The sequence below is a fragment of the Pandoraea sp. E26 genome (assembly GCF_000681415.1).
Lineage (GTDB): Bacteria > Pseudomonadota > Gammaproteobacteria > Burkholderiales > Burkholderiaceae > Pandoraea > Pandoraea pnomenusa.
Window position 1 is genome coordinate 65,891 of record NZ_AYXJ01000025.1, and the last position, 18,541, is coordinate 84,431.

The 18,541-nt window shown below is 65.0% G+C and carries 15 protein-coding genes; 8 read left to right on the plus strand and 7 right to left on the minus strand.

The window, feature by feature from the left end; genetic code table 11:
- Positions 1-38: 38 nt before the first annotated feature.
- Entirely contained in the window at positions 39-2,354 is a 2,316-nt protein-coding gene (locus W930_RS0115490; protein ID WP_023595264.1) for a UvrD-helicase domain-containing protein, read from the plus strand.
- 95 nt (positions 2,355-2,449) lie between these two features.
- Here W930_RS0115490 and W930_RS0115495 read toward each other — a convergent pair whose 3' ends face one another.
- The 3 genes from W930_RS0115495 to W930_RS0115505 all read right to left on the minus strand — a co-directional run bounded on the left by W930_RS0115495 (position 2,450) and on the right by W930_RS0115505 (position 4,766).
- On the minus strand, positions 2,450-3,259 hold the full coding sequence (locus tag W930_RS0115495) for a BPSS1780 family membrane protein (protein ID WP_023595265.1): 810 nt from the start codon (positions 3,257-3,259) through the stop codon (positions 2,450-2,452).
- 31 nt (positions 3,260-3,290) lie between these two features.
- Positions 3,291-4,262: a homoserine kinase gene (locus W930_RS0115500; RefSeq protein ID WP_023595266.1), complete on the minus strand. Its 972-nt coding sequence runs from the start codon at positions 4,260-4,262 to the stop codon at positions 3,291-3,293.
- Positions 4,263-4,397: 135 nt separating this feature from the next.
- Entirely contained in the window at positions 4,398-4,766 is a 369-nt protein-coding gene (locus W930_RS0115505) for a hypothetical protein (RefSeq protein ID WP_023595267.1), read from the minus strand.
- Between the two features lie 347 nt (positions 4,767-5,113).
- On the opposite strand from W930_RS0115505, the gene W930_RS27670 reads away from it, so the two are divergent.
- The gene (locus tag W930_RS27670) at positions 5,114-6,352 is read left to right on the plus strand and encodes a YeeE/YedE family protein (protein WP_023871747.1); all 1,239 of its coding nucleotides are present in this window, start codon (positions 5,114-5,116) and stop codon (positions 6,350-6,352) included.
- A gap of 129 nt (positions 6,353-6,481) precedes the next feature.
- Here the strand turns inward: W930_RS27670 and W930_RS0115515 are convergent, their stop codons facing one another.
- On the minus strand, positions 6,482-7,216 hold the full coding sequence (locus tag W930_RS0115515) for a TIGR00730 family Rossman fold protein (protein ID WP_023595269.1): 735 nt from the start codon (positions 7,214-7,216) through the stop codon (positions 6,482-6,484).
- Here W930_RS0115515 and polA point away from each other — a divergent pair, their 5' ends adjacent.
- From polA to W930_RS27675, 4 genes are all read left to right on the plus strand, one after another.
- Positions 7,217-9,955 carry a DNA polymerase I gene (gene polA, locus W930_RS0115520; protein WP_023871746.1) on the plus strand — a complete coding sequence of 913 codons (2,739 nt, stop codon included), beginning with the start codon at positions 7,217-7,219 and terminating at the stop codon, positions 9,953-9,955. It abuts the gene before it with no gap.
- A 158-nt stretch (positions 9,956-10,113) separates the two neighbouring features.
- On the plus strand, positions 10,114-11,508 hold the full coding sequence (locus W930_RS0115525; protein ID WP_023871745.1) for an NAD(P)/FAD-dependent oxidoreductase: 1,395 nt from the start codon (positions 10,114-10,116) through the stop codon (positions 11,506-11,508).
- Positions 11,509-11,584: 76 nt separating this feature from the next.
- Entirely contained in the window at positions 11,585-12,460 is an 876-nt protein-coding gene (locus W930_RS0115530) for a dienelactone hydrolase family protein (protein ID WP_023871744.1), read from the plus strand.
- A 103-nt stretch (positions 12,461-12,563) separates the two neighbouring features.
- Entirely contained in the window at positions 12,564-13,412 is an 849-nt protein-coding gene (locus W930_RS27675) for a ZIP family metal transporter (RefSeq protein WP_051399204.1), read from the plus strand.
- A 195-nt stretch (positions 13,413-13,607) separates the two neighbouring features.
- Here the strand turns inward: W930_RS27675 and W930_RS0115540 are convergent, their stop codons facing one another.
- From W930_RS0115540 to W930_RS0115550, 3 genes are all read right to left on the minus strand, one after another.
- Entirely contained in the window at positions 13,608-14,492 is an 885-nt protein-coding gene (locus tag W930_RS0115540) for a sulfurtransferase (protein ID WP_023874606.1), read from the minus strand.
- Between the two features lie 105 nt (positions 14,493-14,597).
- Complete coding sequence (locus tag W930_RS0115545) at positions 14,598-15,452, minus strand: DMT family transporter (RefSeq protein ID WP_023595275.1); 855 nt, start codon at positions 15,450-15,452, stop codon at positions 14,598-14,600.
- Positions 15,453-15,743: 291 nt separating this feature from the next.
- Entirely contained in the window at positions 15,744-16,859 is a 1,116-nt protein-coding gene (locus tag W930_RS0115550) for an aromatic ring-hydroxylating dioxygenase subunit alpha (RefSeq protein WP_023595276.1), read from the minus strand.
- 228 nt (positions 16,860-17,087) lie between these two features.
- Here W930_RS0115550 and W930_RS0115555 point away from each other — a divergent pair, with 228 nt between their 5' ends.
- A complete protein-coding gene (locus tag W930_RS0115555) occupies positions 17,088-17,360 on the plus strand; it encodes an exodeoxyribonuclease VII small subunit (RefSeq protein ID WP_023595277.1) in 273 nt (90 codons plus the stop codon).
- 109 nt (positions 17,361-17,469) lie between these two features.
- Positions 17,470-18,366, plus strand: a complete 897-nt coding sequence (locus W930_RS0115560) for a polyprenyl synthetase family protein (protein ID WP_023595278.1) — start codon at positions 17,470-17,472, stop codon at positions 18,364-18,366.
- Positions 18,367-18,541: the final 175 nt, after the last annotated feature.

Here is an 18,541-nt window from a genome sequence, read left to right on the forward strand (position 1 = left end):
GATTTATAATCGGGCTTCACTCGAAATTCCTTCCCGACATGCCCGATCTGCTCGCCAACCTGAACCCCGAACAACTGGCCGCCGTGACCCTTCCGGACGAGCCGGCCCTCATTCTGGCGGGGGCGGGTTCCGGCAAGACGCGCGTGCTCACCACGCGCATCGCCTGGCTGATCCAGCAAGGTCACGTGAGCCCGGCCGGCATCCTGGCGGTGACCTTCACCAACAAGGCCGCCAAGGAAATGCAGGCCCGTCTTGGCGCCATGTTGCCGATCAGCACGCGCGCGATGTGGATCGGCACCTTCCACGGCCTGTGCAACCGCATGTTGCGCGCCCATTTCCGCGACGCCGGACTGCCGCAGAGCTTCCAGATCCTCGATCAGGCCGATCAGCTGTCAGCCATCAAACGGATGATGAAGGCGGCCAACGTCGACGACGAGAAGTATCCGCCGAAGAACCTGCAGTATTTCATCAACAACGCCAAGGAGCAGGGCTTGCGCCCTCACGAGGTCGAGGCCAACGATGCCTTCAACCAGAAGTTCGTCGAGCTGTATTCGGCCTATCAGGAGCAATGCCAGCGCGAGGGCGTGGTCGATTTCGCCGAGCTGCTGCTGCGCTGCTTCGAGCTGCTCAAGCACAACGAGCCGCTGCGGGTGCATTACCAGACGCGCTTCCGGCACATCCTCGTCGACGAGTTCCAGGACACGAACAAGCTCCAGTACGCCTGGCTCAAGATGCTCGCGGGTTCGAACGCCGCGGTTTTCGCCGTGGGCGACGACGATCAGAGCATCTACGCGTTTCGTGGCGCCAACGTCGGCAATATGGCCGACTTCGAGCGCGAATTCCGGGTGCGCCACCTGATCAAGCTCGAGCAGAACTACCGCTCGCACGGCAATATCCTCGATGCGGCCAACGCGCTGATCTCGAACAACGCACGGCGTCTTGGCAAGAACCTGCGCACCGATGCGGGGCATGGCGAGCCGATTCGCGTCTACGAGGCGCCGACGGATCTCCAGGAAGCGAGCTGGCTCGTCGACGAAATCAAGGCGCTGGTCGCCCAGGGCCTGTCGCGGCAGGATATCGCCATCCTGTACCGCAGCAACGCCCAGTCTCGCGTGATGGAGCACGCGCTCGTGGGCGCGGGCATCGCTTATCGGGTGTATGGCGGCCTGCGCTTTTTCGAGCGTCAGGAAGTCAAGCACGCGCTCGCCTATCTGCGTCTGATCGAGAATCCGAACGACGACACCGCCTTCGCTCGCGTCGTGAATTTCCCGACGCGCGGCATCGGCGCCCGCTCGCTCGAGCAACTGGCCGACGCCGCGCGTCTGTACAACTGCTCGATGTACGCGGCGGTGCCGTACATGACCGGCAAGGCAGGCACCAATCTGACGGCGTTCGTGCGTCTGATCGAGCAGATGCGTCACGCCACGGAGCGCCTCACGCTGCCCGAAGTCGTCACGCATGTGATCGACGCGAGCGGGCTGGTGGCGCACTATCAGACGGAGAAGGAAGGGCAGGATCGCATCGAGAACCTGCAGGAGCTCGTGCACGCCGCCACCGCGTTCATTGCGGAGGAGGGCTATGGACTCGATGCGCCGGCACGGCTGATCGCGATGCGTCCGGCGTTGCCCGGTGCGCCCGACGTGCTGGCGTCGCCCGACGGCGTGGTCGACGCCGACACGCCGGTCGAGATGACACCGCTGGCCGGATTCCTGTCGCATGCGTCGCTCGAAGCGGGTGACAACCAGGCCGAAGCCGGACAGGACGCGGTGCAGCTCATGACCGTGCACGCGGCCAAGGGCCTGGAGTTCACGGCCGTTTTCGTCACCGGCCTGGAAGAGGGGCTGTTCCCGCACGAGAACAGTGCGCTCGAACTCGACGGGCTCGAGGAAGAGCGCCGGCTGATGTACGTGGCGATCACACGCGCGAAGGAGCGCCTCTACCTGTCGTTCACGCAAAGCCGCATGCTCCACGGCCAGACGCGATACAACATTCGCTCGCGCTTCTTCGACGAAATTCCCGAGGAAGTCCTCAAGTTCCTCACCCCGCGTGCCCAGCCGGGCGCGCGCTTGCCGCAGGCCGAGCCGGCCTGGGGGCGTGACTGGTTTGCGCGGCCGAGTGCGCCGAAGCAGGACGAGTGGGCGGCCACCCGGTCGGAAAAGGCGCTGGCCGATCGGTCGCGTGCCTCCGAGACCGGCTTCAAGCTGGGTCAGGGCGTTTTCCACACCAAGTTCGGCGAGGGCAAGATCATCGGTCTGGAGGGCACGGGCGACGAAGCGCGGGCGCATGTGAAGTTCGGCCGTCACGGCGAGAAATGGCTGGCGCTGGCTGTGGCGAAGTTGCAACCGATCGAGTGAGCCCGGGAGGCGGGCGCTCGCATCAGGCTCCCACGGAGCCCGAATGATGAAAAAAAGGCACCCACGGGTGCCTTTTTTCATGGTCGTTCGAACGCTTACGCCTCGGGCGGTGCGACGTTCGGATCGATGGCGCCGATTTCCTGGACGCCAAAACAGCCGCGATAGCTTGCGTAAAAGGAGCAATACAGCACGGCCGTGAACAGGATCGAATACGGCATGAGCACGAGCATCGCGTATTGATGAACGCCCATGGCAGCCATCAACAGCGCAAAGACGAGCGGAACGGCAGTCGCCACGACGGCCGTGCAAAGTCCGTAGACGATGAATGCGCGCAGATTGCGCACGCACGCCGTCCAGCTGAAGAACAACGCCTTGATGGGCGGAATGTCGTGCCAGGCGACGAGCACCGGCGCGAACCAGAACATCATCGCGACCGGAATGTAGGCCACGGCGGCGGCGAGCATCGCCTGGCCCATCGAACCGTTCATCAGCGATTCCTCGCTGATGCGTCCGCCGAAGAGCATCTTGCCCAGCAGGTCACCGCCGTCGAACAGGGCCGAGAACAGGAACACAAAGGCCATGGCCACGATGTAGTAGCCGCCGAGCATGAGCAGCCGGCGCGAGACTTCCTTGCCGTGGCCGCGGAAGCCATCGAGCAATACCGGGGGCAACACCGGCTTGTTCTTGATGATGTCGCGGCAGGCCGCCATGAAGCCGACGGACAGGCCGGGGATGAACAGCAGCGGCAGGAAGGCGCCCACGATCGGCAGGATCGACAGCACCATCACGCCGAACAGGTAGGCGAAGAGCAGCGTCAGAATGGCGAGCGGATTCTTGCGGAACAGCCAGATGCCCTGGCGTAGCCACACATAGCCACTCTTCGGCGGGACTTCAAGCAATTGCATAGGGTTCGAATGACTCCGGTGGAGCGTCGGGTTACAGCCAGGGAATGGAAACGGCTTCGATGCGTTGGCGCAGGATTCGTTCGAAATGCCGGGGATCGTGCGGCTTGAGCATCTCGGCGGCCCGCGGCAAATGAAAATCATACAGGCGCGAGAGCCAGAAGCGCAGCGCGCCCGCACGCAGCATGTCGCGCCAGTGCGACGCCTCGCCGTCGGTGAGCGGTCGCACGGTCTCGTAGGCGCGCAGCATGGCATGCACCCGGGCGTCGTCGAGCACGCCGCTCGACAGGTCGCAGCACCAGTCGTTGACCGTCACGGCCAGATCGAACAGCCACTTGTCGCAACCGGCGAAATAAAAATCGAAGAATCCGCCCAGCCGCGGCGAGCCGTCCGGCGCGGTGTCGAACAGGACATTGTCGCGAAACAGATCGCAGTGGCACGGCCCGGCCTGCATCGCGCGATAGGCGTCCGACGCGAAGAAGGCTTCCTGATGCGCCATCTCGCTCTCGAGCAATGCGCGCTCGGCGTCGCTCAGGAAGGGGAGCACTTCGGGCGCGGCCTCGCGCCACCACGGCAAGCTGCGCAGGTTGGCCTGCTCCAGCGTGTAGTCGCGGCCCGCGAGGTGCATGCGCGCGAGCATCGCCCCAACGTGGGCGCAGTGTTCCGGCGTGGGGGCGAGTTCGGAGCGTCCGGCGAGCTTGGTGACGATGGTTGCCGGCTTGCCGTTCAATTCGCCGAGAATCTCGCCTGCGCGATCCGGCACGGGGTCCGGCACCGGCACGGCGTGATGCGCCAGATGCCCCATCAATTGCAGGTAAAACGGCAATTGCGTGGCCGTGAGCTTCTCGAACAGCGTCAGCACGAACTCGCCGCGCTCGGTCGTCAGGAAGTAATTGGTGTTCTCGATGCCGGAACTGATGCCCCGGAAGTCCAGGACTTTCCCCAAATCGTAGCGTTGCAGCCACTGTGCGAGCTGCTCGGGCGAGACGGAAGTGAAAACGGCCATGCGTGCGTTGAGTGGAGGTGCCTCAGACAAACGGCCCGCGCATGGGCAGCGGGCCGTGGGTTCGAGGCAGAAAAAAAGCAGGCGCGCCGCACTTCGGTACGCGGCGCGCGCAAGCGCGTCAGATTACCAGAGGCGTCAGAACTTCAGGCCGACGGACGGCAGGCGGTCGTTTTGCGACGTGTTGTCGCGCGAACGCGGCGCGTTGTCGGGCGGCGTGGTCAACTGGTAGTTGGTCCCGAAACGTGAGTGAACGTCGATTTCGGTCGGCTTGCCGCGATCGCGGTACTCGGTCACGGTCGTGCCCTGATCGTTGACGTAGAAGGCCGGTTTGCGCTCCTGGTTCACATCGACGGACGAATTGCTGGAGGCCGCGGCACGGGCGTCGGCTTCGCGTTTGGCGGCTTGCGCGGCGGTTTCCTTGCCATTCTGGGCAAACGCATGACCGGCGAGCAGTAGGCCGGCACCGAACAGCAGGGGCAGGGCACGGGAAAAGCGCGTTTTCATCATTATTCTCCGAGGGCGGGAACCTGCGGGTGCCGTGCGGCGCAAACCGGATGCGTGAGGCGGGTTCCAATGTCTCCATTCTATCAAACGTCCCCCGCTTCGCATCGTGAAATCGCGCGGAATCCGCCGTGGTTGCTTGGCTGCGGCTCGTCCATGCGCGAGCGCGAAGCGGCGGGGCGGGCATTCGGAGTGAATGACGGCCTTGCTGCGAAGATTTTCCATATTTCCGTCGGTTATATATGAATCACGAAACCATCGTTTTCGTCGGGGTCGGATTCTGGCATTCTGCGCTATTGTCCCAATGGGCGGCCACGTGCCGCCCATCTGCATTCCGGAGTCAGAACGTCATGTCGTCTTCCACTGCCTCGGCCGCCATCAAAACGGCCCCGCCTTCCCCCTCGTCTTCCTACAACGCCCGCCCGCTCGTTGTCGCGCTCGTGCTGATCGCCGTGGGCATCGCCTACTTGCAAGCCACGGTCGGACCCAGGCAGGCCGCGCTTGCCGGCGTGGGGGCGTTGCTCGGCGTGACCCTGTATCACGCGGCGTTCGGCTTCACGTCGGCCTGGCGTGTCTTTATCGCCGATCGTCGCGGTGCCGGCCTGCGCGCGCAGATGATCATGCTGGCCGTCGGCGTGGTGCTCTTCTTTCCCGCGCTGGCCGAAGGCACGCTGTTCGGCAACAAGGTGGCCGGGTTCGTGTCGCCGGTGGGCGTGTCGGTGGCGTTCGGTGCGTTCATGTTCGGTATCGGCATGCAGCTCGGTGGCGGTTGCGCGTCGGGCACGCTATATACGGTCGGCGGTGGCAGCACGCGCATGATCGTCACGCTCGCGGCCTTTGTCGTCGGCTCGGTGGTGGCCACGGCGCATCTGCCGTGGTGGGAGGCGCTGCCGCACATCAAGCCGGTCTCGCTGGTGAAGGCCTGGGGCCTGTGGCCCGCGCTCGTGGCGAACCTGGCGTTGTTTGCCGCTATCGGCACGTTCACGCTCTGGGCGGAAAAGCGTCGCCATGGCCGTATCGTCGGTGCGCCGATGACGCGCAGCGCCAAGGGCACACCCGCGCTGCTGCGCGGCCCATGGCCTTTGCTCTGGGGCGCGTTGGCACTCGTGCTGCTGAACTACGCGACGCTGGCGTTGGCCGGTCGTCCGTGGGGCGTGACATCGGCGTTTGCGCTGTGGGGTGCGAAGGCCTTCATGGCGATGGGGATCGACGTGGCGTCGTGGCCGTATTGGGCCAAGCAGGCGAATGTCCTCAATGCGCCGGTGGCGCAGGACGTCACCACGGTCATGGACATCGCCATCATTCTCGGCGCGCTCGCGGCAGCGTCGATCGCCGGCAAGTTCGCGCCGGTCTGGAAGATTCCGGTGCGCTCGCTGATCGCGGCGGTCGTGGGCGGCCTGCTGCTCGGCTATGGCGCGCGTCTCGCGTATGGCTGCAATATCGGCGCCTATTTCAGCGGTATCGTCTCGGGCAGCCTGCACGGTTGGCTGTGGCTTGTCGCGGCATTCCTGGGCAACGTTCTGGGCACACGCCTGCGTCCGCTGTTCGGCCTCGAGGTGGAGACGACGCCGCGCGAAACCGGCTGCTGATCCCGGGCGGGCAAATCGCCCTGTGCGGCTGACCGGTCGTCGAGGATCGGTCGGCGATAAAAAAATACGGCGCCTGCGAGAGTCTCGCGGCGCCGTATTCGCTTGGGGGCTCGCCGGTCGGCCGCCCGCTCACAGATAGAACATCTTCTCGCTGGTTTCCGTCTCGGGTTCGATGTGACCGTCGTAGAACGCGAAAACGGCCTTGAGGATGTCGTCCGGGTCGTCGATGACCTGAACCAGATCCAGATCCTTCTCTCCGATGAGCCCCATCGGCAACATGGTCGAGCGCACCCAGTCGAGCAGGCCTTTCCAGAATTCGGTGCCCACGAGAATCACGGGGACTTGACGCGACTTCTGTGTCTGGATGAGGGTCAGGACTTCGGACAGTTCATCGAGCGTGCCGAAGCCGCCGGGCATGATCACGAAGGCGTCCGAGTTCTTCACGAACGTGACCTTGCGCGTGAAGAAGTGGCGAAAACGCAGCGAGATGTCCTGCCACTGATTGCCCTTCTGTTCGTGCGGCAGTTCGATGTTCAGCCCCACGGTCGGCGAAGCCCCGCCGTGCGCGCCCTTGTTGGCCGCTTCCATGATGCCGGGGCCGCCGCCGGAGATCACCGCAAACCCGTTGTCGGAGAATTTGCGGGCGATGGTCATCGTCAGTTTGTAGAACGGTGACTTCGGTTTGATGCGTGCGCTGCCGTAGATGCTCACGGCCGGTCGGATCTCGGAGAGGTACTCGGTGGCCTCGATGAACTCTGCCATAATCGTGAACATCTGCCACGACGCGCGCGCCTTTTTGGCTGTGGCGCGCTCATGGTCTGCCAGCATGCGCAGACTCGGTATTTCTTTTCTTCTCTTGGTCATATGTCGGAACAGCAAAGTCTGGAAGGTAAGACGCTCTTATTGGTCGATGGTTCGAGTTATCTGTATCGAGCCTATCACGCCCTGCCGGATTTGCGCGGCCCCAACGGTGAACCCACCGGGGCCCTTCACGGCATCGTCAACATGCTGCGCCGCATGCGTAAAGACGTACACGCAGAGTATAGCGCCTGCGTTTTCGACGCCAAGGGCAAAACGTTTCGCGACGATTGGTACCCCGAATACAAGGCGCATCGACCGGCGATGCCCGACGATCTGCGTGCGCAGATCGAGCCCATTCACGAGGCCGTGCGCGCCATGGGCTGGCCGCTGCTGATGATCGACGGCGTGGAAGCCGATGACGTCATCGGCACCCTGGCCAGGCAGGCCGTCGCGCGCGGCATGCGCGTGGTCGTCTCGACCGGCGACAAGGATCTGGCGCAGCTCGTCAACGAGAACGTGACGCTCGTGAACACGATGACCAACGAGACGCTGGACATCGCCGCCGTGACCGCGAAGTTCGGCGTGCCGCCCGAGCGCATCGTCGACTACCTGACCCTCGTGGGCGATACCGTGGACAACGTGCCGGGGGTCGAGAAGTGCGGCCCCAAGACGGCCGTCAAATGGCTCACGCAGTACGGCGATCTCGACAACCTCGTGGCCAATGCGGAGCAGGTCAAGGGCGCGGTCGGCGAGAACTTGCGCCGCGCGCTGGACTGGCTGCCGATGGGCCGCAAGCTCGTGACGGTCGCGGTCGATTGCGATCTCGCCCCTCAGGTCACCTCCATCGAAGCCAGCCTCCAGACCCAGCCCGAAGATGCCGAGACGTTGCGCGACTTCTTCGCGCGCCACGGCTTCAAGACATTGCTGCGTGAAGCGCAGACCGCGGTAGCGGTCCAGGCCGGCGAGGCGGCACCGGCGCCGGTGGCCGACACCATCGAACGAGCATACGACGCCGTGCTCACGTGGGCGCAGTTCGACGCGTGGCTCAAGATCATCGAGGCCGCCGAACTCACGGCATTCGACACCGAGACGACGTCGCTCGACGCGATGCAGGCGCAGCTCGTCGGCCTGTCGTTCTCATGCGAGCCGGGACGCGCAGCATACATTCCCGTTGCCCACCGCGCGCCGGGCGAAGTCGAGCAATTGCCGCGCGATGAAGTGCTCGCGCGCCTGAAGCACTGGCTGGAAAGTCCGGACCACAAGAAGGTCGGGCAGAACCTGAAGTATGACGCGCACGTGCTGGAGAATTACGGCATCGAGTTGGGCGGTATCGCCCACGACACGCTGCTCGAGTCGTACGTGCTCGAGTCGCATCGCAATCACGACATGGACAGCCTCGCGTCGCGCCATCTGGGTGTGACGACGGTGAAGTACGAGGACGTGTGCGGCAAGGGCGCCAAGCAGATCGGGTTCGACGAAGTGAGTGTCGAGCGCGCGACCGAGTACGCCGCCGAGGACGCCGACATCACGCTGCGCCTGCATCGTGCGCTCTACCCCGATGTCGCGCGCGAGGCCACGCTCGAATTCGTCTACGCCAATATCGAGATGCCCACCGCGCGCGTGCTCCAGCGCATGGAGCGCAACGGCGTGCTCGTCGATACGGCGCGCCTGGCCGCGCAGAGCGACGAAATCGGCCACAAGCTCATCGCGCTCGAAGCCGAGGCGTTCACGCTCGCCGGGCAGCAGTTCAATCTGAACTCGCCCAAGCAGATCGGCGACATCTTCTTCACGCAGTTGCAGTTGCCCGTCGTGAAGAAGACGGCGAGCGGCGCGCCGTCGACCGATGAAGAAGTACTTCAGAAGCTGGCCGAGGATTACCCGCTGCCGAAGGTGCTGCTCGAGTATCGAGGTCTGGCCAAGCTCAAGTCGACGTATACGGACAAGCTGCCGAGGATGGTCAATCCGTCGACTGGCCGGGTCCACACGAACTACGCGCAAGCCGTGGCGATCACCGGGCGTCTGGCATCGAACGATCCGAACCTGCAGAACATTCCGGTGCGCACCCCCGAGGGCCGGCGCATTCGCGAGGCATTCGTGGCGCCTCCGGGCAGTCAACTGGTTTCGGCCGACTACTCGCAGATCGAGCTGCGCATCATGGCGCACATCTCGGGCGACGAAAGCCTGCTGCGCGCGTTCGCCAACGGCGAAGACATTCACCGTGCCACCGCGGCCGAGATCTTCGCCGTCACGCCGCTGGAGGTATCTTCCGAGCAGCGCCGCTACGCCAAGGTCATCAACTTCGGTCTGATCTACGGCATGAGCGCGTTCGGACTGGCGGCGAACCTCGGTATCGAGCGCGATGCCGCCAAGCAATACATCGACCGCTACTTCATGCGATATCCGGGTGTGGCGCGTTACATGGACGAGACACGCAAGAGCGCCAAGGCGCGCGGCTACGTGGAGACGGTCTTCGGGCGCCGCCTGTGGCTGCCGGACATCAACGGTGGCAACGGCCCGCGCCGTCAGGCGGCCGAGCGCGCTGCCATCAATGCGCCCATGCAGGGAACGGCCGCCGACCTCATCAAGCTGTCGATGATCGCCGTGCAGCGCTGGCTGGACGACAGCGGCATGCAGACGCGTCAGATCATGCAGGTGCACGACGAACTGGTGCTCGAGGTGCCCGATCACGAATTGGCGGAAGTTCGCAAGCGCTTGCCGGAGCTGATGTGTGGCGTGGCGAAGCTTCGCGTGCCGCTCGTGGCCGAAGTCGGCGTGGGCGAAAACTGGGAGCAGGCGCACTGACGCGGCGGCGCGCTGTGGCGATCAGCGGCACGCAATAGCGGGAATAGGGTGGGCGGCATACCCGAAGTCCGTACTCTGCGGTAAGGTAATCGCTATCGCCGGTCGAGCGGACGCCGACCGGCCGGACGGTTTTCCAGGCACGGGGAGTTATCGTGAGTGTGCATCGTATCGTTGTGGTCGGCGGTGGCGCCGGCGGTCTCGAACTCGTCACCCGGTTGGGCGACAAGTACGGGCGTGGCAAGGACGTTCGGATTACGTTGGTCGATCGTTCGTCCTCGCACATCTGGAAACCGTTGCTGCACGAGGTCGCGGCCGGTGTGATGGACACCGCGACGCATCAGCTCTCCTACGTCGCGCAAGCCAACTGGCATCACTTCGAATTCGCGGCGGGCGAGATGATCGGGCTCGATCGCGAGGCGAAGACCATTCGCCTGGCGGCGCTGCCCGCGGCGCCCGACGAAGGCGAGGGCGATCTGCTGCCCGAGCGCACGCTGCCGTATGACACGCTCGTGCTGGCCATTGGCAGCACGACCAACTTCTTCGGCGTGCCCGGCGCGCAGGAAAACACCATCGCGCTCGATACCGTCGAGCAAGCCGAACGTTTCCGCCGTCGCCTGATGGCGGCGTGCGTGCGGGCGCAAAACGCGGCCGAGGAATTCCCGTCACCGGGCGGCCAGACCGCGGCGAACGGTGCGGGTACGACGAACGATGCCGCTGTGGACGGGGCGCCGCTCCCGGGGCAGCCGCCCGCACGCCCGAAGGTCAATCTCGTCATCGTCGGGGCGGGCGCCACGGGCGTGGAGCTGTCGGCCGAGCTGCGCAATACCGCTGAAGTGCTGCGCTCCTACGGGCTCAGGCTCGACCCGCGCAAGGATGTGCGCATTACCATCATCGAATCGAGCCCGCGCATTCTGAAGGCGTTGCCCGAACGTGTGTCGGGCGCCGTGGCCGGCCTGCTCGGCAAGCTCGACGTCGACATCCTGTGCGGCGATTCCGTGGCCGAGGTCCGCAAGCATGAAGTCACGACCACCGGCGGCAAGGTGCTGCCGGCCGACATCACCGTCTGGTCGGCGGGGATTACGGCGCCGGCAGTGCTCGGCACACTGGGGCTTGCCGTCAATCGTCTGAACCAGATCGAAGTGCTGCCCACGCTGCAGAGCAAGTCCGATCCCGACATCTTCGCGTTCGGCGACTGCGCCAGTTGCGAGTGGCCCGAGCACGGATTCGTGCCCCCGCGCGCGCAGGCCGCGCACCAGCAGGCGAGTTTCCTGGTGAAGGCCATCGACGCGCGCCTGAAGGGGCAAGCCCTGCCGACGTTCACCTATCGCGATTTCGGCTCACTCGTGTCGCTGGGCAAGTTCAGCGCGGTGGGCAACCTGATGGGCGGGCTGATCGGCGGCAGCATGTTCATCGAGGGCTTGTTCGCCCGGGTGATGTACACGTCGCTCTATCGCATGCACGTCGCCGCGCTGCACGGCGTGTGGCGCATGATGCTCGATACGGTCGCCAACCGCCTGCGTCGCTCCACCGTTCCGCGTGTGAAACTGCACTAGTTCCGGGTAATATCCGAACGTCCGGCCTTCGGGCCGGTGACCCGTCTCGCCTTTTCAATTCTCTCTGGAGTGCGACATGACGCAAGCGGATCTGGATAGTCTCGTGCCCGAAGTGGCGCCGCGCAATCGCCGTGATTTCCTGAAGACGGCCGTGGGCTCGGCGTTCGCGTTGGCGGTATTGCCCGTGGCTGCAGAAACGATCACCACCGACACGCAGGGACTCGACGCGGGCGAGACGCTGCTCGACGTGCCGGGCGTCAAGATGCCGGTGTACTACGCCAGGCCCGCCGGCAAGACGCACCTGCCGACGGTGATCGTCGTCTCCGAGATCTTCGGCGTGCATCAGCACATCGCCGATATCTGTCGCCGCTTCGCCAAGCTCGGCTACTTTGCGCTCGCGCCCGAACTGTTTTCTCGGGCCGGCGATCCGCAGTCGCTCGGCACGATCGCGGAAATCCAGTCGCAGATCGTTGCCAAAACACCGGACAATCAGGTGCTCGGCGACATCGATGCCACGGTCAAGTGGGCGGTCGCCAATGGCGGTGACGAAAAGCGCCTCGGGATCACGGGCTTCTGCTGGGGCGGGCGCATCACCTGGCTGTATAACGCCCATAACCCGAACGTGAAGGCGGCGGTGGCCTGGTACGGACGCATCGTCGGCGACAAGAGCGCGAACTTCCCGGCCAACCCGATCGACATCGCCGGCAGGCTGCATGGCCCGCTGCTCGGCCTGTACGGGGGCAAGGACACGGGGATTCCGGTGGCCAGCGTCGAGCAGGCGCGCGAAGCGCTGGCCAGGGGCGACGCCGCGTCGAAGGCGTCCGAGCTCAAGGTGTTCCCGAACTCCGGTCACGCCTTCTTCGCGGACTACCGGTCGAGCTACGTCGAGGCCGATGCCCGGGCGGGGTGGAAGGACGCGCTGGCGTGGTTCCGCAAGCACGGTGTAGCCTGAGCACGAGGCAGCCGCACGGCGGGGGCGACGCGCCATTGCCCGCCTGTTTGCCTGTCACGGCAAAAGCTGGTTAAATCGCCGGCTTGCCCGCGGGAGAACGACCATCGACGCCACTTTTCTTTTCATCGTTATCGCCACGCTTGCCTCTGGCGTCCTGAGCCTTGCAGGCGCGGCGTCGCTGCCCCCGGGCGTGCTCTCCAGGCTCATCGACAAGATGGTGAGCTTCTCGGCGGGCGTATTGCTCGGCACGGCGTTGCTGCATCTGCTGCCGGAGAGCCTGGAGTCTCACGTCGACGCGCACGTCATCACTCGGTGGCTCCTGGGCGGGTTGCTTGGGTTTTTTCTGCTGGAGAAGCTGGCGCTGCTGCGCCACAGTCACCATCATGAGGGCGACGGACATCATCACGAACACGGACACGACGCCCACGAAGCCGGCAAGGGCGGCTGGATGATTCTGGTGGGCAGCGCGATCCACAACTTCGCCGACGGCGTGGTGATCGCGGCGGCGTTTCTGACCGATCCGCGCCTTGGGGTGGCGGCAACCGTGTCGATCACGGTGCATGAGGTGGCGCACAAGCTGGGCGACTTCATGGTGCTGCTCAACGCGGGGTTCAAGCGCCGCAAGGCCCTGGTGCTGACGCTGGCGTCGAGCCTGACGGCCTTGCTCGGCGGCGTGCTCGGCTACTTCATGCTCGACCGGCTGCAGAGCCTGATCCCCTACCTGCTGGCGCTCGCGGCGAGCAGCTTCCTCTACATCGCCGTGTCGGACCTGATGCCGCAGATGCAGCGCCGCACGTCGCCGCGCGACGCGCTGCCGCAGATCCTGCTGATCGGCGTAGGCCTCGCTCTGGTGATCTGGCTCAACGGGCACGATCACGAACATGGCCATGGACACGGGCGTGATCGGGACGAACCGGGCAGCGCGCTCGCCATGTCCGCGCCGAGGCGCTAGTCGCTGGCCGACCTTGACCCGTGGGCGCCAGCCGGCGTTGAGCGCCAGGCGGTAGGGCAGTGGGCAACGCGCCCCGCTGGCTGTCGGGCAGAAGCAAAAATGGGCGTCCCGAGGGGCGCCCATTTTCGTTCACGTGGATTCACGTGCAATTTTCACGTGCAATCGCGGGCAACTGCGCGTGCGATGCGTCGTGGTTCAGGGTTGCGCGCCCGTCGCGACGGGGCGGCGCTTGTCGGCGCACCATTCGCTCCACGATCCCGCATACAGACTTGCGCCGTGCAGTCCGGCGACTTCCATCGCAAGCAGGTTGTGGCAAGCCGTCACGCCGGAGCCGCACTGCGCGATGACGCGCTCGGGCTGGCGCTCCTTGCCGAGGACCGTCATGAAATCCTCGCGAAGCGCGGCGGCGGGCTTGAAGCGGCCGTCGGGCCCAAGGTTGTCCTTGAAGAAGCGATTGACGGCGCCGGGAATGTGGCCGCCGATCGGGTCGATGGTCTCGTTCTCGCCCCGATACCGATCCGGCGACCGCGCGTCGACGATGAGCCGTTCGTGCGAGCTCAGGTTACGCTCGATCGCGGCGGCATCGGCGGTCGTGGCGAGCGGCTCGCCGGGGGTGAAGTCGCCCGGGGGCGGGGCTTCCGGCGGGGCGGCATCGAGCTTGAAGCCCGCCGCCTGCCAGGCCTGCAGTCCACCGTCGAGCACCGCCACCGACTCGTGGCCCAGCCAGCGTAGCAGCCACCAGAGCCGGGCCGCGTACATGCCGCCCTGCGCGTCGTAGGCGACGACCTGCTGCTTCCTGGACAACCCGCATGCGGCGAGCTGGCGCACCAGCGCATCGCGCTCGGGCAGTGGGTGACGGCCATTCTTGCCGGTTGGCTTGCCGGAAAGGTCGCGCTCGAGGTGAGCATAGAACGCGCCGAAAATGTGGCCCTCGACATAACCCGCTTCGCCGGCCGCCGGGTTGGCGAGATCGAAGCGGCAGTCGAAGATGACCACCGGGGCGCCGCCACCGGCGGCGGTTTGCATCAGCGCGTCGAGATTTTGCGCGCTGATGAGCGTGGTGAAGTGCGTGTGAGTCATGACATCTCCGCAGACGGGCGTGGGGGAAACGTTCAGCGGGAACGGATCGGGTTGCCTGCTTGCCGGAGCGAGCGCCTGAGCGGCCGAGCGCGACGGTGCGTGCGATCAGGCCGTCGGCTGCGGCCGTCGCAGCGCCGTCATGCCGCTCGCCACGATCAGCAGCATGCCGATCCAGCCGGCCAGCGCGGGCCAATCGCCCCAGACAAGCATGCTGATCAGTGTAGCGAAGATTACGCCGGAATATTGCAGATTCGCGGTGACCAGCGTGTTGCCCAGGCTGAACGCCCGGGTGAGTGCGGTCTGCGCGATGAGCGCGGCGATGCCGATGCCCAGCATCAGGCCGGCGCCACGCCAGGTGAGGGCGTGCATGCCGTCGATCGCCACCCAACCCAGCCCGAGCAACACGCCGCCGAGCGAGAAATAGAAGACGATGCGCCAATCCGGTTCGCCGGCGGCGCCGAGTTCCTTGACCTGCATGTAGGCTACGGCCGAGAACACGCCGGAAATCACGCCCGCCACACCGCCGCCCCATGCCTGGCTGTCGATGGTCGGCTGCAGCAGCAGCGCGACGCCCACAAACCCGGCGAAGATCGCGGCGACGAGACGGAAGTCGGTGCGCAGGCTGCCTCGCATCGCCGCGGTCGCCATCACGATCAGCGAGATCCAGATCGGCGACATGTAATTGAGCGTCATCGCCGTGGAGAGCGGCAGTTGCGTCAGCGAAAAAAACCACAGGCCCAGCGAGATCACGCCGGCCGTGCTGCGCTTGATGTGGGAGCCAAGGTGTCGAGTGCGAATCGTCTGGCCCCGCGCCCGGGCGATCACCAGCAGCACGATCACGCCGATCAAACTGCGATAGAGCACGATTTCGCCGGTGTTGTATTCGTTTGCCGCCAGCTTGATGCAGAGCCCCATCAGCGTGAACATGAAGGCGGAGACCAACATCCAGAGCGATTGCATGGCAAATTGGGTGAATTGGGCGAATGGGGCCGGTGATCGGCCACAAAGTGCAGGGCCGACGCGGCGCGGGGTGTGCGATGCGTGAGCGACGCGTGCGGCACACGGGGTGACCGAGCGGTCATGGCTGAAGCATGGCGACGATTCTAACGAAAACGGCGGGCGCATGGCCCGCCGTTCGGCGAATTTTCGGCAAATATTTAATTCAGTCTCGCCCGCGCCACACGTTCACCCGAAAATGTCCGTGGCCCGGGGCGACGTCTCACGCGGTGAGACGCGCGCGTTCCCGGTGCTTCAGAAGTCCCCCATCTGGCGACGGAGGAATTCGTGGAAGTGCTGCATGCCGTCTTCCATCGGGCTCTGGTAGGGGCCGACTTCCGACACGCCGCGCTCGTACAGGGCGCGACGACCGGCATCCATGCGCTCGGCGATCTCGTCGTCCTCGCGTGCCGTCTCCATATAGGCGGCACGCTCGGCTTCGATGAATTCGCGCTCGAACAGTGCGATCTCCTCGGGGTAATAGAATTCGACGATGTTGGTCGTCTTCTGCGGCCCTCGGGGAATCAGCCACGATACCACCAGCACGTGCGGATACCACTCGATCATCAGATGCGGGTAGTACACCATCCAGATCGCGCCGAAGTCGGGCGGAACGCCTTCGCGATAACGCAGCAGCACGTCATGCCACTGGCGATAGATGGGACTGCCGGGCTTGGCGAGGCCTTCGTGCACGCCCACCGTCTGCACGCTGTACCAGTCGCCGAATTCCCAGCTCAGGTCTTCGCACGAGACGAAGCTGCCCAGCCCGGGGTGGAACGGCACGACGTGGTAGTCCTCGAGGTAGACCTCGATGAACGTCTTCCAGTTGTAGTTGCATTCGTGCACTTCGACGTGATCGAACATGAAATTCGAAAAGTCGAGATGGTGCTTCACGCCCAGACGGGCGAGATCGGCCTGCACATCGCGGCCCTCGGCTTCGAACAGCAAGCCGTTCCAGCGTTGCAGCGGGAACTTGGCGAGGTTCAGGCAGGGCTTTTCCGGGAAGTGCGGCGCGCCGAGCAGTTCGCCCTTCGTGTCGTACGTCCAGCGATGCAGCGGGCACACGATGTTGGGCGTGTTCCCGCGACCATTGAGCATGACCGCCTGACGATGACGACAGACGTTCGAGAGCAGTTCCACGCCGCCTTGCCCGTGTGCGCCGTTGCGCACGAGCATGCGCCCTTCCTGCTCCGCCGGGAGGGCGAAATAGTCGCCCGCTTCCGGCACCATCAGTTCATGGCCCACGTAACGCGGGCCGTGTTTGAAGAGGACTTCACGTTCGCGAGCAAGGAGCGCCTCGTCGAAATACGTGTAGACCGGCAATTGGCTCGAGGCCGGTTTCAATTGCAAAGCGCTGCTTAGATTGGACATTCCCACTCCCGTCTAGCTTGAAAGCAGTGAACAACCCAACCATCGAAAATTCGATTTAGGGGAACCGATGATTATACCCGGTATGTGTCTCAGGGGGCCGCTAAGTCCATGATTTGCGTTAAATAATGTCCGAAAATTGTCATCCGGACCGGATTTCAGGCAATTTACGCTCTGCGAGCTAGTCCGCTTTTGCCGTAAAATGGAACATTCGACCCGAATTTTGCGTTTATGGCCAAGACTGCAAAGTCGCAAGACGCGGCGCCCGAGGTGCCGCAAGACCTGCCCGAGACCTACGAGGCTGCGCTTGCCGAGCTGGAAAAGCTCGTCGGGCGCATGGAGGGCGGTGAGCTGGGACTGGAGGAATCGTTGGGCGCCTATCGGCGCGGCGCCGTGCTGGTGAAGTATTGCCAGGGCCTGCTCGAGAAAGTCGAGCAGCAGGTCAAGGTGCTCGAAGGCGAGACGCTCAAGCCGCTCGAGCCGACGACGCGCGACGAGTTCTGACCGGCATCCGGCAGGACACGGCAAGACCCACGACCCAAAGCGCGCCCGGGCTGCCCCGGGCGACGCAATAACACGCACGGCCCGGTCGGGTACGTGCAGGACGAAGACGATGGCGGATCAGAATATCAAGGCCTGGATGCAGGCGGTACAGGCCCGTGTGGAACAGGCGCTCGACGCCGCGCTGCCGGGTGAGGCCGACGGTGGCTCGGCCCGGCTCAATGAATCGATGCGATACGCTGTGCTCGGCGGCGGCAAGCGGGTGCGCCCGCTACTGTGCTTCGCGGCCGGCGAGGTGACGCAGGCGAGCGAGACCGCGCTCGCGCGAGCCGCCTGCGCCGTGGAAATGATCCATGCCTACTCGTTGGTGCACGACGATCTGCCGTGCATGGACGATGACGATCTGCGCCGGGGCAAGCCCACGGTGCACGTGCAGTACGACGAAGCGACCGGCCTGCTGGCGGGCGATGCGCTGCAAACGCAGGCATTTGTGCTGCTGGGCGAGGCGACCGGCGACCTGAGCGCGGCGCAGTCGCTCGCGCTGGTGCGCGAACTGGCGCTCGCCTCCGGTGCGCTCGGCATGGCGGGTGGCCAGGCGATCGATCTGGAGAGCGTGGGCATCAAGCTCACGCAGTCGCAACTGGAAAACATGCATCGGCTGAAGACGGGTGCGCTGCTGCGCGCGTCGTTGCGCATGGGCGCCATTTGCGGCCGTGCGCTGTCGGACGACGAAACGGTGGCGCTCGATGCGTACGCCGCCGCCGTCGGTCTCGCGTTCCAGGTCGTCGATGACATTCTCGACACGACGGCCGATTCGGCGACGCTGGGCAAGACGGCCGGCAAGGACGCCGCCAACGACAAGCCGACCTATGTGTCGCTGATGGGGCTGGACGGCGCGCGCGCCTACGCGGAAAAGCTGCGAGCGGACGCCCACGCCGCGAGCGTATCGCTGGGCAACGCGGAACGTCTGCGCGCGCTGGCCGATTACGTGGTGGATCGCATCAACTGACCTTCATTCCCCGGGAATGGCAGGGCAGGGAAGTTTGAGACGGCCTCCGGTGGCACGAATTACGGGATCCGGGGCGGTTTGCAGTAGAACAAGCAAGGGGCAAGGAGGGTCGGCGCGGTCTCCCCACAGAGCGCACCGGCAGGAGATCGGAGCGGGTGCACTGGGGGCGCCGGCC

Bases quoted from the DNA above. Each gene is read 5' to 3' on its own strand.
- W930_RS0115490 (WP_023595264.1), top strand. From the start codon at position 39: ATGCCCGATCTGCTCGCCAACCTGAACCCCGAACAACTGGCCGCCGTG.
- W930_RS0115515 (WP_023595269.1), bottom strand. From the start codon at position 7,216: ATGACCAAGAGAAGAAAAGAAATACCGAGTCTGCGCATGCTGGCAGAC.
- W930_RS0115495 (WP_023595265.1), bottom strand. From the start codon at position 3,259: ATGCAATTGCTTGAAGTCCCGCCGAAGAGTGGCTATGTGTGGCTACGC.
- W930_RS0115545 (WP_023595275.1), bottom strand. From the start codon at position 15,452: ATGCAATCGCTCTGGATGTTGGTCTCCGCCTTCATGTTCACGCTGATG.
- W930_RS0115560 (WP_023595278.1), top strand. From the start codon at position 17,470: ATGGCGGATCAGAATATCAAGGCCTGGATGCAGGCGGTACAGGCCCGT.
- W930_RS0115550 (WP_023595276.1), bottom strand. From the start codon at position 16,859: ATGTCCAATCTAAGCAGCGCTTTGCAATTGAAACCGGCCTCGAGCCAA.
- polA (WP_023871746.1), top strand. From the start codon at position 7,217: ATGTCGGAACAGCAAAGTCTGGAAGGTAAGACGCTCTTATTGGTCGAT.
- W930_RS0115500 (WP_023595266.1), bottom strand. From the start codon at position 4,262: ATGGCCGTTTTCACTTCCGTCTCGCCCGAGCAGCTCGCACAGTGGCTG.
- W930_RS0115540 (WP_023874606.1), bottom strand. From the start codon at position 14,492: ATGACTCACACGCACTTCACCACGCTCATCAGCGCGCAAAATCTCGAC.
- W930_RS0115505 (WP_023595267.1), bottom strand. From the start codon at position 4,766: ATGAAAACGCGCTTTTCCCGTGCCCTGCCCCTGCTGTTCGGTGCCGGC.
- W930_RS27670 (WP_023871747.1), top strand. From the start codon at position 5,114: ATGTCGTCTTCCACTGCCTCGGCCGCCATCAAAACGGCCCCGCCTTCC.
- W930_RS0115530 (WP_023871744.1), top strand. From the start codon at position 11,585: ATGACGCAAGCGGATCTGGATAGTCTCGTGCCCGAAGTGGCGCCGCGC.
- W930_RS0115555 (WP_023595277.1), top strand. From the start codon at position 17,088: ATGGCCAAGACTGCAAAGTCGCAAGACGCGGCGCCCGAGGTGCCGCAA.